Here is a 16,888-nt window from a genome sequence, read left to right on the forward strand (position 1 = left end):
ATTAAATAGATATTGATGATAAATTCGTCTATGGGCATCTCACAACTCCATTGTATTCTTGGTCGAAAACAATAGATTAGTGAGGTGCTCTTCTTTTTTCAATCACTTTCGAAGTTGAGAGTGGGGTTCTAGTAAGTTGTGAGTATGCACAATAGATAACTGGCCTAATTGATAAGTGAGTAATGGGTGCCATATTAATTGTCATCAAACTTGATTACAAGCGGTCCTCGAAACAAAATTTAAACGCTTTTTCAATAGTAACATCTATCGCCCAATAGGCAAATTTTGGGCTTGCAGCACTTCTCAAAAAAAAGATAACAGACAGCCTGTGCCACCTACCTTTTGGGTATTTATTCACCTGTATTACAGCCACCCTCCTATATTATCAGTCACACCCAACCATTCTCACGAAATAACTGCAACGCTTTAATAACAATCATCATCTCTTCGGGCGTACCCAGTGTGAGGCGATTGTAGTTTGGGATAGAAGAAAACTTTCGACCGACCGCAATTCCATGCTCCCTCATTCTATCAATGTAGGTTTGAACATCGCCTTTTATCTCATAAAAAATAAAATTGGTTTGCGAGGGTAAGTAACGCAGTCCTAGCTCATCGAGTGCCGTCTCCATCATTTGTCTTGCTTGAGTAGTGGTTTTCAGACTGTGCGCCAAAAAATCCTCATCTTCTAGCGTTGCTATGGCAGCAACAGCACCTGATATATTGATGTTATCCGTAGACATTAAAGACTCAATTTCTGAGATGGTCTGCGGATTTGCAATCGCATAACCCACACGCAATCCGGCCAGTCCAAACAGTTTTGAAAAGGTACGAACAACAATCAGGTTATCTGATAGTTCATTTTTTACCCACTCAACCCCACTCTCAAAACTCGGATCTGTAACATACTCAAAGTAGGCTTCATCTAATAGGAAGTAATGATTTTTCGGCGCATCTTTTATCCAAGCTTTAAGTACCTTTGTGTTAGTCATGATTGCCGTTGGATTGTTAGGATTGCACAGATAAAACAAGGTGATACCATTAAATTCATCGGCAGCTTTTTGCAGGTTTTTGAAATCCAAATCATAGCTATCGGCAGTTAATGGTACTTTGACTACTGGGACGCCTAGGGAGCGTGCATGCCGCTCTGCACACCCAAAGGTTGGGGCTGGAATGACCAATTGAAACGCTACGTTTGTGTTTAATGCTTTGTCATACAGCATTTGCATCACAGCTCTGATACTCTCAATTGAGCCATTACCTAACAAAACCTGTTGTTCAGGCACGCCATTCATAACGGCCACTTTAGTCATTAATTTAGCGCGTTGCTTATCTGGATAACGTGCTCCGCTAACCAACGCCTTGATGACGGCTTCTTTGGCAGCGTTTGACATACCTAAGGAATTTTCATTGAAGTCTAATTTAAGTAATTCATGAGTATTATTAGTATGCATGATAGATAATCCGCCTAATTCGTCCGTGAGTAATAAAACACATGCCGTTGCTTGATATCATATTAAGTGGCATTTGGTATAATTACAAGTTACCTAATAGCCAAATATTAGTTATCAATATAAGCGGACAAAAAAACGCTTTAGCTTCCAGTAATAAGCGTCAGACACCAAGCACAAAAAAAAGGTGAGCTACAAAATATGCAACTCACCTTCTCTATTATTAAATACTGTGGAATGAATCTATTAAATCAGATGTGCTTTTAGCTCAAGCACTTTGTCACGCGTTTTTGCCGCATCCTCAAACTTGAGGTCGCGTGACATCTGCTGCATTTGCTTCTCAAGGCGTTTGATTTCTTTCGCCAGCAAGTCAGGACTGCGCAAGATATTAATATCGACATCAGGCAGATTACTCTTAACTGGAATGGCTTGATTATCATTGGCATCCAAGTCATCACCAGTATCGATTTTATCCGTGATACTTCGGCGCGCACCTTTTGGTGTGATGTTATGTTCAAGGTTAAAAGCCACTTGCTTTTCACGACGACGATCGGTCTCGTCTATCGCCTTTTGCATACTTGGTGTAATACGGTCAGCATAGAGAATAGCCTTACCGTTGATATGACGCGCGGCACGACCAATAGTCTGAATCAAAGCACGCTCAGAACGCAAAAAGCCCTCTTTATCCGCATCAAATATCGCCACCAATGACACCTCGGGCATATCCAAACCTTCACGCAACAAGTTAATGCCGACCAGCACATCATGCACGCCCGTACGTAGTTCATGAATGATTTGCATACGTTCGACGGTATCGATGTCCGAATGCAAATACGCGACTTTGACATCGTATTCTTTGAGATAGCTGGTCAAATCCTCTGACATGCGCTTGGTCAGTGTGGTGATAAGCACACGCTCGTCTTTTTCACGACGTTTGGTAATCTCCGACAGCACATCATCGACCTGCGTAAGCACGGGACGAATCTCAATCTCTGGATCAATCAGACCCGTTGGACGCACCACTTGCTCAACCACTTGCTCACTGTGTTCTAACTCATACAGTGCTGGCGTGGCGCTCACATAGATAGTCTTAGGCTTAATGCGCTCCCACTCTTCAAATTTCATCGGGCGATTATTCATCGCACTTGGTAGGCGGAAACCGTAATTGACCAAGTTCTCTTTACGCGATCTATCGCCTTTATACATCGCACCGATTTGTGATACGGTCACATGCGACTCATCAAGAAATAACAACGCATCCTCTGGAATATAATCAAACAAGGTCGGTGGCGCTTCCCCTGATGGACGACCAGAGAGATGCTGTGAGTAGTTTTCGATACCGTTACAGTAGCCAAGCTGCTGAATCATTTCAAGGTCATACTGGGTACGCTCTTTAAGACGTTGCGCTTCAATCAACTTATTATTATCGCGGAAATACTCTAAACGTGGCTCAAGCTCCGCGCGAATAGTATGGCTGGCCGCTTCTAATTTATTACGCGGAGTCACATAATGCGATTTTGGATAAATAGTAATACGTGGCACCTTACGTACCGTCTTGCCAGTCAATGGATCAAACCACGTGATTTTCTCGACTTCATTATCAAACAGATGCACACGCACAGCCAGCTGCTCGGACTCAGCTGGATAAATGTCTAATAACTCCCCACGCAAGCGATAAGTACCACGCCCAAAGTCCAGCTCGTTACGCGTATATTGCATCTCAACCAAACGCTTAATCGTCGCAGTACGATCTATTTTGTCGCCGACGACAATATGCAATAGCATTTTCAAATAACTTTCTGGGTCGCCTAAACCGTAGATACACGATACCGAGGCGACAATAATCGCATCACGGCGCTCTAATAATGCCCGCGTTGCTGACAAGCGCATTTGGTCAATATGATCGTTAATAGCGCTGTCTTTTTCGATAAAAGTATCGCTGGCTGCGACATAAGCTTCGGGCTGATAATAGTCATAATAGCTGACAAAGTACTCAACCGCATTATTCGGAAAAAACGACTTAAACTCACCATACAACTGCGCGGCAAGCGTCTTGTTATGCGCCATGATAATAGTTGGGCGCTGAGTTTCAGAGATTACCTTGGCCATAGTAAAAGTCTTACCAGAACCCGTCACACCGAGTAATAGCTGCTCATCCATGCCAGAATTGATACCCTTCACTAACTTTTCAATCGCCTGCGGCTGATCCCCTGCTGGTTCAAAGTCCGTGACCATCTCAAAGGCACGACTTGATATTTGCGTCCCTGACGCATTGACACCACTAATTTCAGCTTCGCCTTGCAGCTGAGTGGCCAATTGGTTTAACTGACGCGACGAGCGCGGTTCAGGCATTCGCATAATGGTTTTCTTCCTGATTTTTATAAAAGGTTATAATAGTTATAAAAGATTATAAGAGGTAAGGTTTAAAACAATATGGGGGTCAAACCACTCTTTTTAAAGGATAATTGCAGGTTTTATCCAAGACTTAGCAGTACTACTTTCAGCCCACTACATCCGTTTATAAATCTTCTATTTTTGATATATTTTTATAAGTGTCTTTTATGACCATGTGAGTGAGCGCGTTAATCTGTAAGGATTGATAACGAACTAAACTTATTACCAAAGAGTGGTATGAAAGCGAAAAGGTCACCTTATGAGTGACCTTTTCTATACGTTCTATACGCTAACAACTCAATTATTCATTAGGCTTTACAGCTAAATTTTCAAAAGAAACATTCAAAAACAAATATTCAAAGCTAATTATTCAGAACACTCTAAAAAACCCCTTTAATTATTTGCTTCATTTGCGGTAACAGCTCGCCCAATTGCGCTTCAGTTTCACTGGTATCTGTTGGCAAGGATTGCTGTAAAAAGGCAGCCGTAATTTGTGGCTGTTTGGCAATGATACTTTGACCCATTTCCGTATCGTAGAATTTAATTTGGGCATCGACTTCCGGTTGTGTATAGTGCGTTTTAGCTGCACTAATATAAGCTTGTGTCAAAGTTTGCTCGTCTGTCGCCTCGCCTATTCCATTGCTCATAATCTTCGCATATTGACCTAAAACACTTTGGATTTGCTCTTGTAGCTGGCGTTGACGCTTGTTTAATGGTTTGTCATAGGCTTGCTGACTGCGGTTTTGAGCCTGTTGTTGGGTCTGGGTGTTGATGGCATCGATAGCCGCCTGTTGACCGTTGACGATAGATTGGATTTGCTCGTCAATATGCATCACTTGCATCAGCTTAATAATAGAGGTATCGGTCGGCATATTAGCGCTAGAAACACCCTTATTAAAGGATGTTGTTTGCTGCTGAACAGGATTATTAAACTCACTATGAATCACTAGCTCAGCCTGCGCTTGTGACATGCCAATCACTGTTGCTGCCATCAATAGTGACGTACTTAACGATGCGCTTAACGATGCGCTTAACAATGTACTTGACGAAAATCTTAGCACGCTATTTTTAAGTAAGCGCTTGCGAAAACTAGGCTCAATGACGCTCGATTTAGCATGGTTAATAATGTTTTTCATATTACTTCTGATCCATTGGCGTGCCATTAGGTTCATCAGCCATTTGCCCAAAGTCACAACTCGGACGATGCGAGCTCTCCATACGTGAGTTTTTACGCTCTAACGCTGCATCTGCACGGCACTGTTGCATCTCACTTTTGATATTGAGAGGCGGCGCAGGTGTTGGCTTACCATTGTCATCGATAGCCACCATCGTAAAGTAGCAACTGTTGGTATGACGAACGGTACGCGCCCGCACGTCTTCTGCTTCCACACGAATACCAACCTCCATTGAGGTATTGCCCACGTAGTTAACACTAGCAGCAAAGGTGACAAGCTCACCGACATAGATAGGCTCACGGAACATCACTTGGTCGACAGACAGCGTCACCACATAGTTGCCGCTATAGCGACTGGCACAAGCATAAGCGACCTGATCAAGCATTTTGAGTAAATCACCACCATGCACATTGCCGATGAAATTTGCCATATCAGGCGTCATGAGCACCGACATATATAGCTCATGGTTTAAAGGGGCTTTTTTGGCTGTTGAGCTGGTATTGAATTGCGGCATAATGTTCCTTACGATTGTCTAAGACTGATACCTTTCCCCAACATAACCATAGTGAGTAAAAAGTAAAAGTAGTAAGTAAGCTTGGCTTAACGCTTGCACTAAAGGCTAAGTGATTAAGCAACTTTGTCACTACTAACTTTACTTTAAGTTCTGCATTCAGTCTTACTTTTGAGTTTGATATGATTGATTCTGGGTATCATTTATACAGCAGCGTATGTGATAGCGCAAACAGTCATCTGTCGACCAATGGTCTAAATTATGTAAATACCGTCTTAGAGCATGTCCTCATTTTGAATGATGAAGATACTCAGTTATTTGACCAACATAACATTGATAAAGCCATTTATGACTGCTTTATTTTTTGTTACGAGCCCCATGCGACAGCATAATATCAGCGTGTTACAATACTAAACCAAGCGCATGTAGGCTTAGCGTTCATTAACTTATTATCCTCACAAACGTTTAAAACGATATTTTTTTTCAAACTGCCTGACATCATGTCCTGATAATGAGAAAAACGTTATATAATTAGCCGTAGCTTTCACAATCCCACCTCAATACACAAAAGGATCTCTCATGAGCGAGTTGCAACTGTCTGACCGCGTCAATAACATCAAACCATCACCAACGCTAGCGATTACCAACAAAGCCAAAGAGCTAAAAGCAGCTGGTAAAGACATCATTGGTCTAGGTGCTGGCGAACCTGATTTTGATACGCCAGAGCACATCAAAAAAGCGGCAATTGATGCAATTAACGACGGCTTTACCAAGTACACCGCTGTTGATGGTACGCCAGAGCTCAAAAAAGCCATCATTGAGAAGTTTAAGCGTGATAATGACATCAGCTATGAGCCAAACGAAATCCTAGTATCTGTTGGTGGTAAACAGTCATTCTTTAACCTTGCTCAAGCCTTTATCAACCCAGGCGATGAAGTCATCATTCCAGCACCGTATTGGGTGAGCTATCCTGACATGGTCATCATTGCTGAAGGTGTGCCAGTCATCGTAGAGTGCCCAGCGTCACAAGACTTCAAAATCACTGCCGAACAGTTGGAAGCAGCCATTACTGACAAAACCAAGTTGTTGGTGTTGAACAGCCCATCTAACCCAACAGGTATGATTTATACTTTAGACGAGCTAAAAGCCATCGCTGAAGTATTGAAGAAGCACCCACAAGTCTATGTCGCTTCAGATGACATGTACGAGCACATTCGCTGGACGGGTGACAAGTTCTACAACATTCTAAACGCCGCGCCTGAGCTAAAAGAGCGTGCCATTATCCTAAACGGCGTCTCAAAAGCGTATGCCATGACAGGCTGGCGTATCGGCTATGCTGGTGGCCCTGCTAAGCTGATTGGTGCGATGAAAAAAGTACAATCACAGTCAACGTCATGCCCAACTTCTATCAGCCAAGTCGCTGCCGAAGCCGCTATTAGTGGTGACCAAAGCGTACTAACACCTATGGTAGAAGCTTTTGAGAAGCGTTGTGATTTGGTCGTCGATGGTCTTAATGCCATTAAAGGTATTACTTGCCTGCGTCCTGATGGCGCTTTTTATGTCTATCCTGAAATCAAGCCACTTATCAAAGCGGCTGGCCTATCATCATGTACTGAGTTCTCAGCATGGTTATTAGACAAGGTTGGCGTAGCAGTCGTCCCTGGTGACGCATTTGGTCTTGGTGGCTATATGCGCATCTCTTACGCGACTGACGAAGCGACGCTAAAAGATGCATTGTCACGTATCGAAAAAGCAGTGGCTGAGTTAGACGTTGCTAAATAAGTACTTCGATAAGCAGTTTCAAATAAGCATAAAAAGACACTTAATCTAAGTAACCTTACGATTAACAAGCTGTCAAAAAAGACGCCTCACTCTCTTTATGTGGGCGTCTTTTTTTACGGGTGTTTTAGCGGTTTAATTTGCTAAAAGCGTAAAAAACCACCAATCACCCTACTAAAACCATAAACTTTGTCATTTATGCAAAAAAAGGCTTGACGTATTTTTTATCTTTGCTAGAATACGCCCCACTTAGCAAGAACTCGTTAGAGACTTACTAAGGCTCGTTGTAAGTCATTAAACACTTACAGCCTATTCTCCAATAGCTCAGTTGGTAGAGCAACGGACTGTTAATCCGTGTGTCCCTGGTTCGAGCCCAGGTTGGAGAGCCACATTTTAGTTGTAAATTACTTGAGTCATCTGTGATTCAATTATGGCATTTGCCAAAACCCTTATCACTTTGATGAGGGTTTTTTTATGGCTGATTATTTTGTATCCAATAAGACAAGTAACGATACCTTAATCATAAAAAAGGCAGCGCTCTAGATTCTAGAGCACTGCCTTTCATTTTCTAACAATGCCAAACCTTCTAAGCATAAAGAGCAAGAGAAAGATCAAAAATAAGCCTTCAGTAATTAACCACCATGAGTGGCAATCCAGTTTTGCATTTGCTCAATCTCAGCTTTCTGTGCAGCGATAACTTCTTCTGCCAATTTACGCATTTCTGCATCTTTACCGTATTTGAGCTGTACTTCTGCCATATCGATTGCACCAACGTGATGTGGCAACATACCTCGAGCAAATACCATATCAGGGTTAGGATCAGCGATACCAGCCATCATATCATCATGCATTGCATCCATACCGTCAGCATAGGCTTGTTGCATGGCTTCAGTATCAGGAGTTGGCTCAGCTGCGTCAGGGTTGCTTGCAAGCCAAGTTTGCATCTGCTCAATCTCTGCTTTTTGCGCATTTATGATTTCTTGTGCTAACTGACGCATCTCGGCATCAGTGCCATACTTTAGCTGAATCTCTGCCATGTCGACGGCACCGATGTGATGACCGAGCATGCCTTGAGCAAAGGCAGCATCAGGATCATTGTATCCCATGCCAACCATCATCTCATCATGCATGACCGTCATGGAGTCATTGTACTCTTTATGCATGGCTGTCATCGACCCACTTGTCATATCATGACCAGCATGCGCATCTGTAGCAGCATTATCCGCTGCTGCCACATTTTCGGTTGTAGTGGCTATTGTTGTACTTGCATCGGTGGTCTCAACTGCATCGTTGGCAGGCTGACAAGCGCTAAGCATGAGTGCCGCACTGATGCTGACAGTAAGAACGGCAAAACGTGAGCTCTTTAGGGTTTTCATGGTAAATCCTTAAATTTTAATTAATAGAGTCAGTTACTAAATTCAGTTATTAGGGTTCAGTTATTATGTTTAACCGTCATGGCTCAAAGAAAAACCGACAAATCCGTTAAGATTTGCCAGCTTAGGAAAAAGTCACTTGATTTGTTATGTATTAAAAGTTTTTGAAAGCTAAAACCCTTGAAAAAAAGGCTTTAAGATAATTAATAAGACACTTACTCTAGCTCTTCAATCAGCGCCTGCATCTCCTTGATTTCACGCTCTTGTGCTTCGATGATGTCATCGGCAAGCTGCCTTACTCTGGGGTCTTTTATATCCGCTCTCGAGCTGGTCAAGATAGCAATCGAATGATGCGGTATCATGGCTTGCATCCAATCGACTTGATCAACGGTTTGTTGTGATCTAACGCCCCAAATACCCACGGCAAATAGCAATACACTCAGACCATACATCATTAAATTGACCTTAGTTTTCTTATACATATTGCTCATAAAGGCGAGCATAATCACCGCCATACCTGCGCCCATATATAGCGCCATATAAGCTCTGGTCTCACTGAAATAAACGTGATCCCACTCATAGGTATTGAAGTACATCATGATATACATCACGACCGTAGACGTTAGAATCATGAGGGTGAACTTCACATAAGGGTTCATCTTTTTTTGCTGTGTATGATTCATAAGTCAATCTCCATCAATGCTGAAAAACAGCCAAAACTTACAGGCTTTCTTATAGCTTATAACTGTTGTTCTGCGGACTCTACGTTAACATATACCTGACTTGTACCATCTTTGTTCATTTGCATGACTTGATACGGCATAAACTGGTTTTGATATTCCATACCAGGGCTACCGACTGGCATACCAGGTACCGCCAGCCCGATGGCATCGCTTGGCGGATTGGCCAAAAACTCAGCCACATACTTGGCAGGGACATGGCCTTCAAATACATACCCATCGGTGGTAACCGCGGTATGACAAGAGCGCATATCAGTCGGTACACCGTAGCGGTCTTTAAACAATGCCAAGTATGCAACATCATTCGCCGTTGCGTTTAAACCATTGTCTTCTGCGTGACCTATCCACTCTTTACAGCAGCCACAATTGGCATCTTTATAAACAGTGGCTGATACGTTCTTTAGTAAGTCTGGATTGATAACCTGAGTATTTGTCATGGTTTGCGTTACTTGTGGAGCGTTTGTCTCAGCAGTGCTAGCATTAGAAGTATTGCCACTAGCAGCATTGATGTCAGACTGCCCGCAAGCTGATAATATGGCAGCGGTTAATAATATGGCTGACCCTCGAATAAGCTTGGGCATATGACTATCAGATTTCAAAGTAGATTTAGTAGCGAAAGGCATCATGGTCACTTCTCATGAGTTATTTAATATAAAGTCAAATTAGCAGAATGACTCTGACAAGCAGATGACGCCAAGATGACAATTTTGTCATCTTACCGCGCTGAGTATTGCTTTATCATAAATATAGTCGATCCACTATGAAATAGATACGGTGCTACTGGGATGAGTTTTTTGCAGCCTCTGGAGTGACGCAGTCGCACAGCAAGCAAAGAAAACTTATACCAGTAGCACGCTGTAAAAGCTGTACTCTTTTTATTTAGGATTCACTATAACAGTTGGCACATATATTGATATCACCCCAAACAATCGGCGCGAGTATGCTATGAAAGTATTGTTAGTCGAAGATGAGTTATCGCTTGGCGACTATATTAAGAAAGGTCTAAGCGAGGCGGGATTTCTCGTTGAGCATAAAACAACCGGCTTAGATGGTTATCATGCCCTTATGACGGAAGACTTCACTGTCGTGGTGATGGATGTGATGCTGCCTGATGTGAGTGGATTTGAACTAGTGAGTAATTATCGAGCAGCTGGTAATACTACTCCTGTGTTATTTTTGACCGCAAAAGATGACCTCAGCGACCGCATAAAAGGTATTGAGATTGGCGGTGATGACTATCTGACCAAGCCTTTTGCCTTCGCTGAGCTGCTGGTTAGAATCAAGAGCCTACTGCGCCGTGCCAATCAAGCAGACTACGCCAGCACAGTGCTGCATAGTGATGATTTAAAGATGGATATCGCTAAGCGTAGCGTACAGAGAGCTGAGCTGCCCATCAAATTAACCGCAAAAGAATTTGCTCTATTGCAGTTTATGCTTGAGCGCCAAGGCGAGGTATTGCCGCGCTCTGTGATCGCCTCGCAAGTATGGGATATGAATTTTGATAGCGATACCAATGTGATTGACGTGGCCATAAGGCGCTTAAGAATCAAAATCGATGATGACTTTGAAACTAAGCTCATTCATACCGTACGCGGCATGGGTTATAAATTAGAAGCTATCGATGTCGACGCTAAAGCGACTAATGGAGCCAACAATAATAAAAATACTCCAAGCAATATAAATACTACTAACGCTACTAAATTTATAGATACCAACCTAGCCTCTAAAACCAATTACCCTGAAGTGAAGTAGCATGGGATATCACTCGCATAATCGACGCTTATCATTATTGTGGCGCACTATCCTACTGCTGACGGTATGCGTACTGATTTCCCAAGTCTTTTTATACACTTGGATACAGCGCTCGGTTAATGATCATTTTGAACAGATGGACGCAGAGATTTTGACTCATGCAGCGTTTAATTTGCGCCAACACATCATGGACATCCCGCCTGATGACCAGCATCACCCAATCAATAGGCAGCCATCAGCGTTAGAAACTTCTGGGCTGGGCTATGAGGTCAAGACTGTCATCACCGACCTTAACGGACAAGTGATTAGCAGTCAGCCGACAGACTTCGTTAATACGTTCAATGATAGCCGATTGGTACAAGAATTATGGCAGCAGCACCACGACCAACCCTTTGATTTACAGCTTGATAACCGTCATTTCCGCGCCATCGTCATTGAGCATTCCACACGCTTAGCGTTAATCGCGCTACCGATCGATGTGCACCATCAGTATCTTGTGCAATTCAACAGCCATCTCATTCTGATACTCAGTGCGATTACCTTTATATTGGTGTCAGTGGCAGCGCTTAGTGTGTATCTGGGATTTGCGCCCTTATCTACCATCAGTCATAAGATGACTCGCATCAATGCCGAGCAGCTAGACGATAGGATCATCGTCGCTGAAATGCCTAGCGAGCTGCGCCCATTAGCTAACGCTTACAATGCCATGATGGATAAACTTGAGCACAACTTTGACTCGCTATCGCGGTTTTCAGATGATATCGCTCATGAGCTGCGCACGCCACTGGCGACCTTGAGCACCCAAACGCAGGTAATGCTCAGCAAGCCCAGAGACAGTCAGGAATATGTTGAACAGTTGCATCATCAACACGATACGCTCGAGCAACTATCGGCTTTGATTAACAATATGCTCTTGCTCGCAAAAACCCAAAAAGGTCTCTATGACTCACAGCTCAATCTTGTCGATACCGAGTCATTAATGACCAAGCTTATCGATTATTTTGAGCTGATAGCCGAAGAGCGAGGTATATCTTTTGAGAAAAAAGGCCACTTTGATGCGGTATTGGGTGATGAGAGCTTATTACAAAGGCTGTTTGCTAACCTGATATCCAATGCGATTTACTATGCCGCCAGTGACAGCGTCATTACTATTGCGGCAGTCTCTAGCACTGATAGCGTCATTACAAACAATACGCACGTGCTAAAAGAAACCATGCAGCAACCGTCATCAATAATCACCATTACCAATCGTTTAAACGAACCTCTTACGCAAGCAGAAGCCAATAAGCTGTTTGAGCGTTTTTATCGTCATGACAAAACCAATAGTCAGCACTCGGGTACAGGATTGGGCTTATCCATCGTACAAGCGATCGCACATGCCCATAACGGCAAGGTCAGTATTACCATCAAAGATGACTACGAATTTCAAGTTAATGTGCAGTTATTAAAAAAAACCCAAACCCGTGACCCTTATTAAATCTAGAAACCACAACCGCTCAGTTACCACTTACCCCCTGAGCAATTAAGTAACTAGTTTTAAAGACATGTATTCAGTGAAAAGTAATATCGATACATCACGCGCTGCTGATATCACTTTTTCTTGCTTGCTGTGCCTGCGCAGACAGAGGCTACAAAAAATTAATATCAGCAATACTGTAGCGTTTTTAGGATATTTTGACTATGGCCTTCTTATAGAAAGTCATTTTGAGTATTACAGTAACACTTAGTTTTAATTCGATAATGAGAAGGGTTGAAAGCTCTTTATTAATGAGCTTTAAGCGGAAATTCAGACACAAAAAAACCTCAAGTAAACTAATACTTGAGGCGAAACTTGCTTAAACTCGAAAGTCTAAATTTGTTTTAAATATGGCGCAGCGGACGGGACTCGAACCCGCGACCCCCGGCGTGACAGGCCGGTATTCTAACCAACTGAACTACCGCTGCTTAGGTCGTTTTAGCATTTAACCCTTGTACAGGTTCACTTGCTAATAAGTGGTGGGTGATGACGGATTCGAACCGCCGACATTCTGCGTGTAAGGCAGACGCTCTACCAACTGAGCTAATCACCCTGAGAACCGTTCGTAGGTTCAGGATAGAAATCTTTTAAGAGGATTTTCTGAAAGTTTTCATATTTAAAGTTGTCACCCTTCAAATAACTTTCAACAGAAGATAACTAACTAAAGCCTCGCTCTGTGGGTGTGTATTATATAGATTTACACATGGCTGTCAAATGATATTTAGCCTTTTTTAGCGTATTTTATATAAATTTATCGGAAATTCTAACAAGCCTTTGTTTTTAATAACTTTATATTTTACCCATTACCAATATATCTGCTTAAGCCCTTTACGTATTGGCTAGTGCACGCTCAATATCGGATTTAAGCGCTTCAGGCTTGGTGGTTGGCGCATAACGGTCAATGACCTGTCCATCAGAGCCAATTAAAAACTTAGTGAAGTTCCATTTAATACCATCTGTCAGCAGTCCGCCTTTTTGATTTTTTAGCCATTCGAAAATCGGATGGGCAGTATCGCCATTGACATCGACCTTAGTCATCATCGGAAAGCTGACGCCGTAATTCTTTTGACAGAATGCACCGATCTCATCATTACTGCCCGGATCTTGGCTACCGAATTGATTGCAAGGGAAACCAATCACGACCAACCCTTTGTCTTTATATTGTTGATACAGCGCCTCTAGCCCTTCAAACTGCGGCGTAAAGCCACATTTGCTGGCGGTATTGACGATTAATAACACCTTGCCTTGATAATCCGCAAAGGCTTGCGAAGTGCCGTCGATACGTTCAGCGGCAAACTCATAAATAGTACTCATCATTCATCCTTAAATTGATTGTTTTATTATTGATGGTTTAAACCTTATTACTCTATAAACAGTATACATAAAACTTATAACAAAAAAGGAAGCACCACGTACTTCCTTCTTATCATACTTATTTTAACTGAACCACTGGTTTTAGCCAAACCACTGATACTTATTCTTCGGTTTTATCCAAATCAATAGATAGTGAGTTGATGCAGTAGCGCATGCCTGTGGTCTCACGCGGTCCATCAGGGAATACATGACCCAAATGCGCGCCGCAATTGCTGCATGTGACTTCGGTACGGCGCATGCCTAGAGAGTTATCAACGTGCTCATCGATGGCGCTATTATCGATGCCTTGATCAAAGCTTGGCCAACCACAACCAGCGTCGAACTTATTGTCCGACTCAAACAAGCTTGCACCGCAGCCTTTACAGCGGTAGATGCCTTTATCATTGATGTCGTTATAAACGCCAGTAAAAGGACGCTCTGTGCCCTTCTCCCGCATCACATGATACTCTTCGGCACTCAAGCGCTCTTTCCAATCAGCCTCAGTCAGCTGGCTGATTTCTTCTTTGCTTAATTGATTGTCTTGCATCGTTTATCCTTATGGAATGTTTGGATGAAATGAATAGTTATCTCAATGGTTATTTGTCATTTTTTTGCAAAACGTTATCGTTCGTTTTTATGATAACGATAGCCTTTATCTGCTGCTTATTGGCTGACTATTCAAGGTGCTTATTTAAGGTAGTTATTATAAAAATGCTCGCTTGAACGAGCACTGAGCACTCAGTCTCTGGAAACCACAGGGAAAGCCGTACAACCTATAAATGCAAGTTATTCTTGCATTTTTTATAATTTTAAAATTAATTTGAATGATAGATATTTACATACTTGCATTAGAGTCTGATTTGCAATAATATCTTGCATTAGTACTGGATTGTGGCGAATTACTTTATTGGGTGTTTCTCTATTACAAATACATTGCTTGGTTAATAAAAGGTGTGAATAATGATGACTGATAGCACAGAGTTGCAGGCTAGCAAAGGCACACAAGCCGAACGACTGGTTCAATTGCGCCGCGATAAAGGTATGACGGCCGAGCAATTGGCGCAAGCAATGACAGCAGCAGGTGCAAAGGTCAGTCGTGGCGCTATCTCTAACTGGGAATGCGGCACCAATGGTATTGTTTCCTCTAAACTGCCAACACTAGCTCGTATCCTAGGCTGCAGCGAAGGTTACCTACTCCGTGGTGAGCTGCAAAGTGAAGCCAATATTGATATCAACATCGATAGCGACGCAGATTCAACCCAAAGCATAACTGCTACTAATAAAAACCCAGCACCTAGCAAGCAAGCAAGCAACGCTCAACCAATGACAAGTCAAGCAGCCAAAAACTCACAACACAACCCTATGAGTGGTCACTCTATGAACACAATAAAAAAATCCGATAAACTACAAAACGTATGCTACGACATTCGTGGTCCATTACTGCAGACGGCTAATAGAATGGAAGCGGAAGGCAAACGTATTTTAAAGCTGAACGTTGGTAACCCAGCACCTTTTGGTCTAGAAGCACCGCATGAGATTTTACGTGATGTGGCGATGAACTTGCCAGAAGCGACGGGCTATTCTGACTCTCAGGGAATTTTTTCTGCCCGTAAGGCGGTATTGCAGTATTACCAATCAAAAGGACTGCTATCGGCAGTTGATGTTCGTGATGTTTATCTGGGCAATGGTGTGTCTGAGCTGATTGTGATGACCATGCAAGCGCTCATGAATGACGGTGATGAAATACTCATCCCAATGCCAGATTACCCGCTTTGGACGGCAGCTGCTAATCTTTCCGGTGGTACAGCTGTGCATTATCGCTGTAATGAGGAAGACAACTGGCACCCTGATATCGAAGACATCAAATCTAAAATCACGGCTAAAACCAAAGGCATTGTGGTTATCAACCCCAATAATCCAACTGGTGCACTCTATAGCGATGAGCTGCTATTACAAATCATCGAAGTGGCAAAAGAGCATGATTTAATCATCATGGCTGATGAGATTTATGACCGTATTCTTTATGATGATACCGTACACACTCCAATGAGCACCTTGACTGATGATGTGCTTGTACTCTCCTATAACGGTCTATCAAAGTCGCATCGTATTGCCGGATTCCGTGCAGGTTGGATGATGGTATCTGGCAAAAAACACCATGCCGCTGACTTCATCGAAGGCTTGGATATGCTGGCATCTATGCGCCTATGTTCCAACGTTCAAGGTCAATATGCGATTCAGACAGCGATGGGCGGTTATCAAAGCATGAAGGAGCTCACCTCAGAGCGTGGACGCCTCTATAAACAGCGTGAAATGGCCGTCTCCCGTCTTAATGCGATTAAAGGGATTTCTTGCACCATGCCACAAGGTGCGTTTTATTGCTTTCCAAAGATGGATCCTGACGTTTACCCTATCGAAGATGATATGGCGTTTATGATGGACTTGTTGGTTGAAGAGAACGTTTTGATGGTGCAAGGCACAGGATTTAACTGGGATAAACCAGATCATTTCCGCTTAGTATTTCTACCAAACTTACATGATTTAGAAGATGCCATGGATCGCTTAGATCGCTTCTTTGCCAAAAAACGCCAACAATTTGGTACTGAGTAAAGAGTGAAAAGACATAAAAAAACGCTTATCAGCATGGTGCTGGTAAGCGTTTTTTATTGAGCTAAATGAAGCAATAAGCATTGGTTGCTATAGTCAAGGAATTTTAAAATCGCTACAAGGCGACCGACCGCAGATAGTACACTAAGTACATCTAGGGCGGGTAACACCGTAGCGGTTTAAAAGTGCTCCGACTATAGGCAATGATTTAGTCAGTGAAAAGTAATATCGATACATCAC

Annotated in this window: 13 protein-coding genes, 3 tRNA genes and 1 pseudogene; 6 read left to right on the forward strand and 11 right to left on the reverse strand. The window is 42.7% G+C overall.

What is annotated here, in order from left to right:
• Positions 1-389: 389 nt before the first annotated feature.
• The 4 genes from QL919_RS00005 to QL919_RS00020 all read right to left on the reverse strand — a co-directional run bounded on the left by QL919_RS00005 (position 390) and on the right by QL919_RS00020 (position 5,531).
• Entirely contained in the window at positions 390-1,451 is a 1,062-nt protein-coding gene (locus QL919_RS00005; RefSeq protein ID WP_290187617.1) for a histidinol-phosphate transaminase, read from the reverse strand.
• Between the two features lie 243 nt (positions 1,452-1,694).
• Complete coding sequence (gene uvrB, locus QL919_RS00010) at positions 1,695-3,806, reverse strand: excinuclease ABC subunit UvrB (protein WP_290187618.1); 2,112 nt, start codon at positions 3,804-3,806, stop codon at positions 1,695-1,697.
• A 416-nt stretch (positions 3,807-4,222) separates the two neighbouring features.
• Positions 4,223-4,978, reverse strand: coding sequence for a DUF2059 domain-containing protein (locus QL919_RS00015; RefSeq protein WP_290187619.1), 756 nt, complete (start codon positions 4,976-4,978; stop codon positions 4,223-4,225).
• A gap of 1 nt (position 4,979) precedes the next feature.
• Positions 4,980-5,531 carry an acyl-CoA thioesterase gene (locus tag QL919_RS00020; protein ID WP_290187620.1) on the reverse strand — a complete coding sequence of 184 codons (552 nt, stop codon included), beginning with the start codon at positions 5,529-5,531 and terminating at the stop codon, positions 4,980-4,982.
• 179 nt (positions 5,532-5,710) lie between these two features.
• On the opposite strand from QL919_RS00020, the gene QL919_RS00025 reads away from it, so the two are divergent.
• From QL919_RS00025 to QL919_RS00035, 3 genes are all read left to right on the forward strand, one after another.
• Positions 5,711-5,920: a hypothetical protein gene (locus QL919_RS00025; protein WP_290187621.1), complete on the forward strand. Its 210-nt coding sequence runs from the start codon at positions 5,711-5,713 to the stop codon at positions 5,918-5,920.
• 187 nt (positions 5,921-6,107) lie between these two features.
• The gene (locus QL919_RS00030; RefSeq protein ID WP_290187622.1) at positions 6,108-7,310 is read left to right on the forward strand and encodes a pyridoxal phosphate-dependent aminotransferase; all 1,203 of its coding nucleotides are present in this window, start codon (positions 6,108-6,110) and stop codon (positions 7,308-7,310) included.
• Positions 7,311-7,620: 310 nt separating this feature from the next.
• A tRNA-Asn gene (locus tag QL919_RS00035) sits at positions 7,621-7,696 on the forward strand.
• Positions 7,697-7,939: 243 nt separating this feature from the next.
• Here the strand turns inward: QL919_RS00035 and QL919_RS00040 are convergent.
• The 3 genes from QL919_RS00040 to QL919_RS00050 all read right to left on the reverse strand — a co-directional run bounded on the left by QL919_RS00040 (position 7,940) and on the right by QL919_RS00050 (position 10,046).
• Entirely contained in the window at positions 7,940-8,683 is a 744-nt protein-coding gene (locus QL919_RS00040) for a DUF305 domain-containing protein (protein WP_290187623.1), read from the reverse strand.
• A 212-nt stretch (positions 8,684-8,895) separates the two neighbouring features.
• Positions 8,896-9,363 carry a DUF305 domain-containing protein gene (locus tag QL919_RS00045; protein WP_290187624.1) on the reverse strand — a complete coding sequence of 156 codons (468 nt, stop codon included), beginning with the start codon at positions 9,361-9,363 and terminating at the stop codon, positions 8,896-8,898.
• Between the two features lie 56 nt (positions 9,364-9,419).
• On the reverse strand, positions 9,420-10,046 hold the full coding sequence (locus QL919_RS00050; protein WP_290187625.1) for a DUF411 domain-containing protein: 627 nt from the start codon (positions 10,044-10,046) through the stop codon (positions 9,420-9,422).
• Positions 10,047-10,365: 319 nt separating this feature from the next.
• On the opposite strand from QL919_RS00050, the pseudogene QL919_RS00055 reads away from it, so the two are divergent.
• Positions 10,366-11,034: pseudogene (locus tag QL919_RS00055) on the forward strand (heavy metal response regulator transcription factor); the annotation flags it as partial.
• 139 nt (positions 11,035-11,173) lie between these two features.
• Positions 11,174-12,649, forward strand: coding sequence for an ATP-binding protein (locus QL919_RS00060; RefSeq protein ID WP_290187626.1), 1,476 nt, complete (start codon positions 11,174-11,176; stop codon positions 12,647-12,649).
• A 390-nt stretch (positions 12,650-13,039) separates the two neighbouring features.
• On the opposite strand, the gene QL919_RS00065 is transcribed toward QL919_RS00060, so the two are convergent.
• From QL919_RS00065 to msrB, 4 genes are all read right to left on the reverse strand, one after another.
• Positions 13,040-13,116 (reverse strand) — tRNA-Asp (locus QL919_RS00065).
• Between the two features lie 49 nt (positions 13,117-13,165).
• Positions 13,166-13,241, reverse strand: a tRNA-Val gene (locus QL919_RS00070).
• Between the two features lie 275 nt (positions 13,242-13,516).
• Positions 13,517-14,002, reverse strand: a complete 486-nt coding sequence (locus QL919_RS00075) for a glutathione peroxidase (RefSeq protein WP_290187627.1) — start codon at positions 14,000-14,002, stop codon at positions 13,517-13,519.
• 160 nt (positions 14,003-14,162) lie between these two features.
• Positions 14,163-14,588 (reverse strand): peptide-methionine (R)-S-oxide reductase MsrB, encoded by a 426-nt coding sequence (msrB, locus tag QL919_RS00080; RefSeq protein WP_290187628.1) that lies wholly within the window; start codon positions 14,586-14,588, stop codon positions 14,163-14,165.
• 416 nt (positions 14,589-15,004) lie between these two features.
• On the opposite strand from msrB, the gene QL919_RS00085 reads away from it, so the two are divergent.
• The gene (locus QL919_RS00085; protein ID WP_290187960.1) at positions 15,005-16,651 is read left to right on the forward strand and encodes an aminotransferase class I/II-fold pyridoxal phosphate-dependent enzyme; all 1,647 of its coding nucleotides are present in this window, start codon (positions 15,005-15,007) and stop codon (positions 16,649-16,651) included.
• Positions 16,652-16,888 lie beyond the last annotated feature (237 nt).

Source organism: Psychrobacter sp. APC 3426 (genome assembly GCF_030408035.1).
Lineage (GTDB): Bacteria > Pseudomonadota > Gammaproteobacteria > Pseudomonadales > Moraxellaceae > Psychrobacter.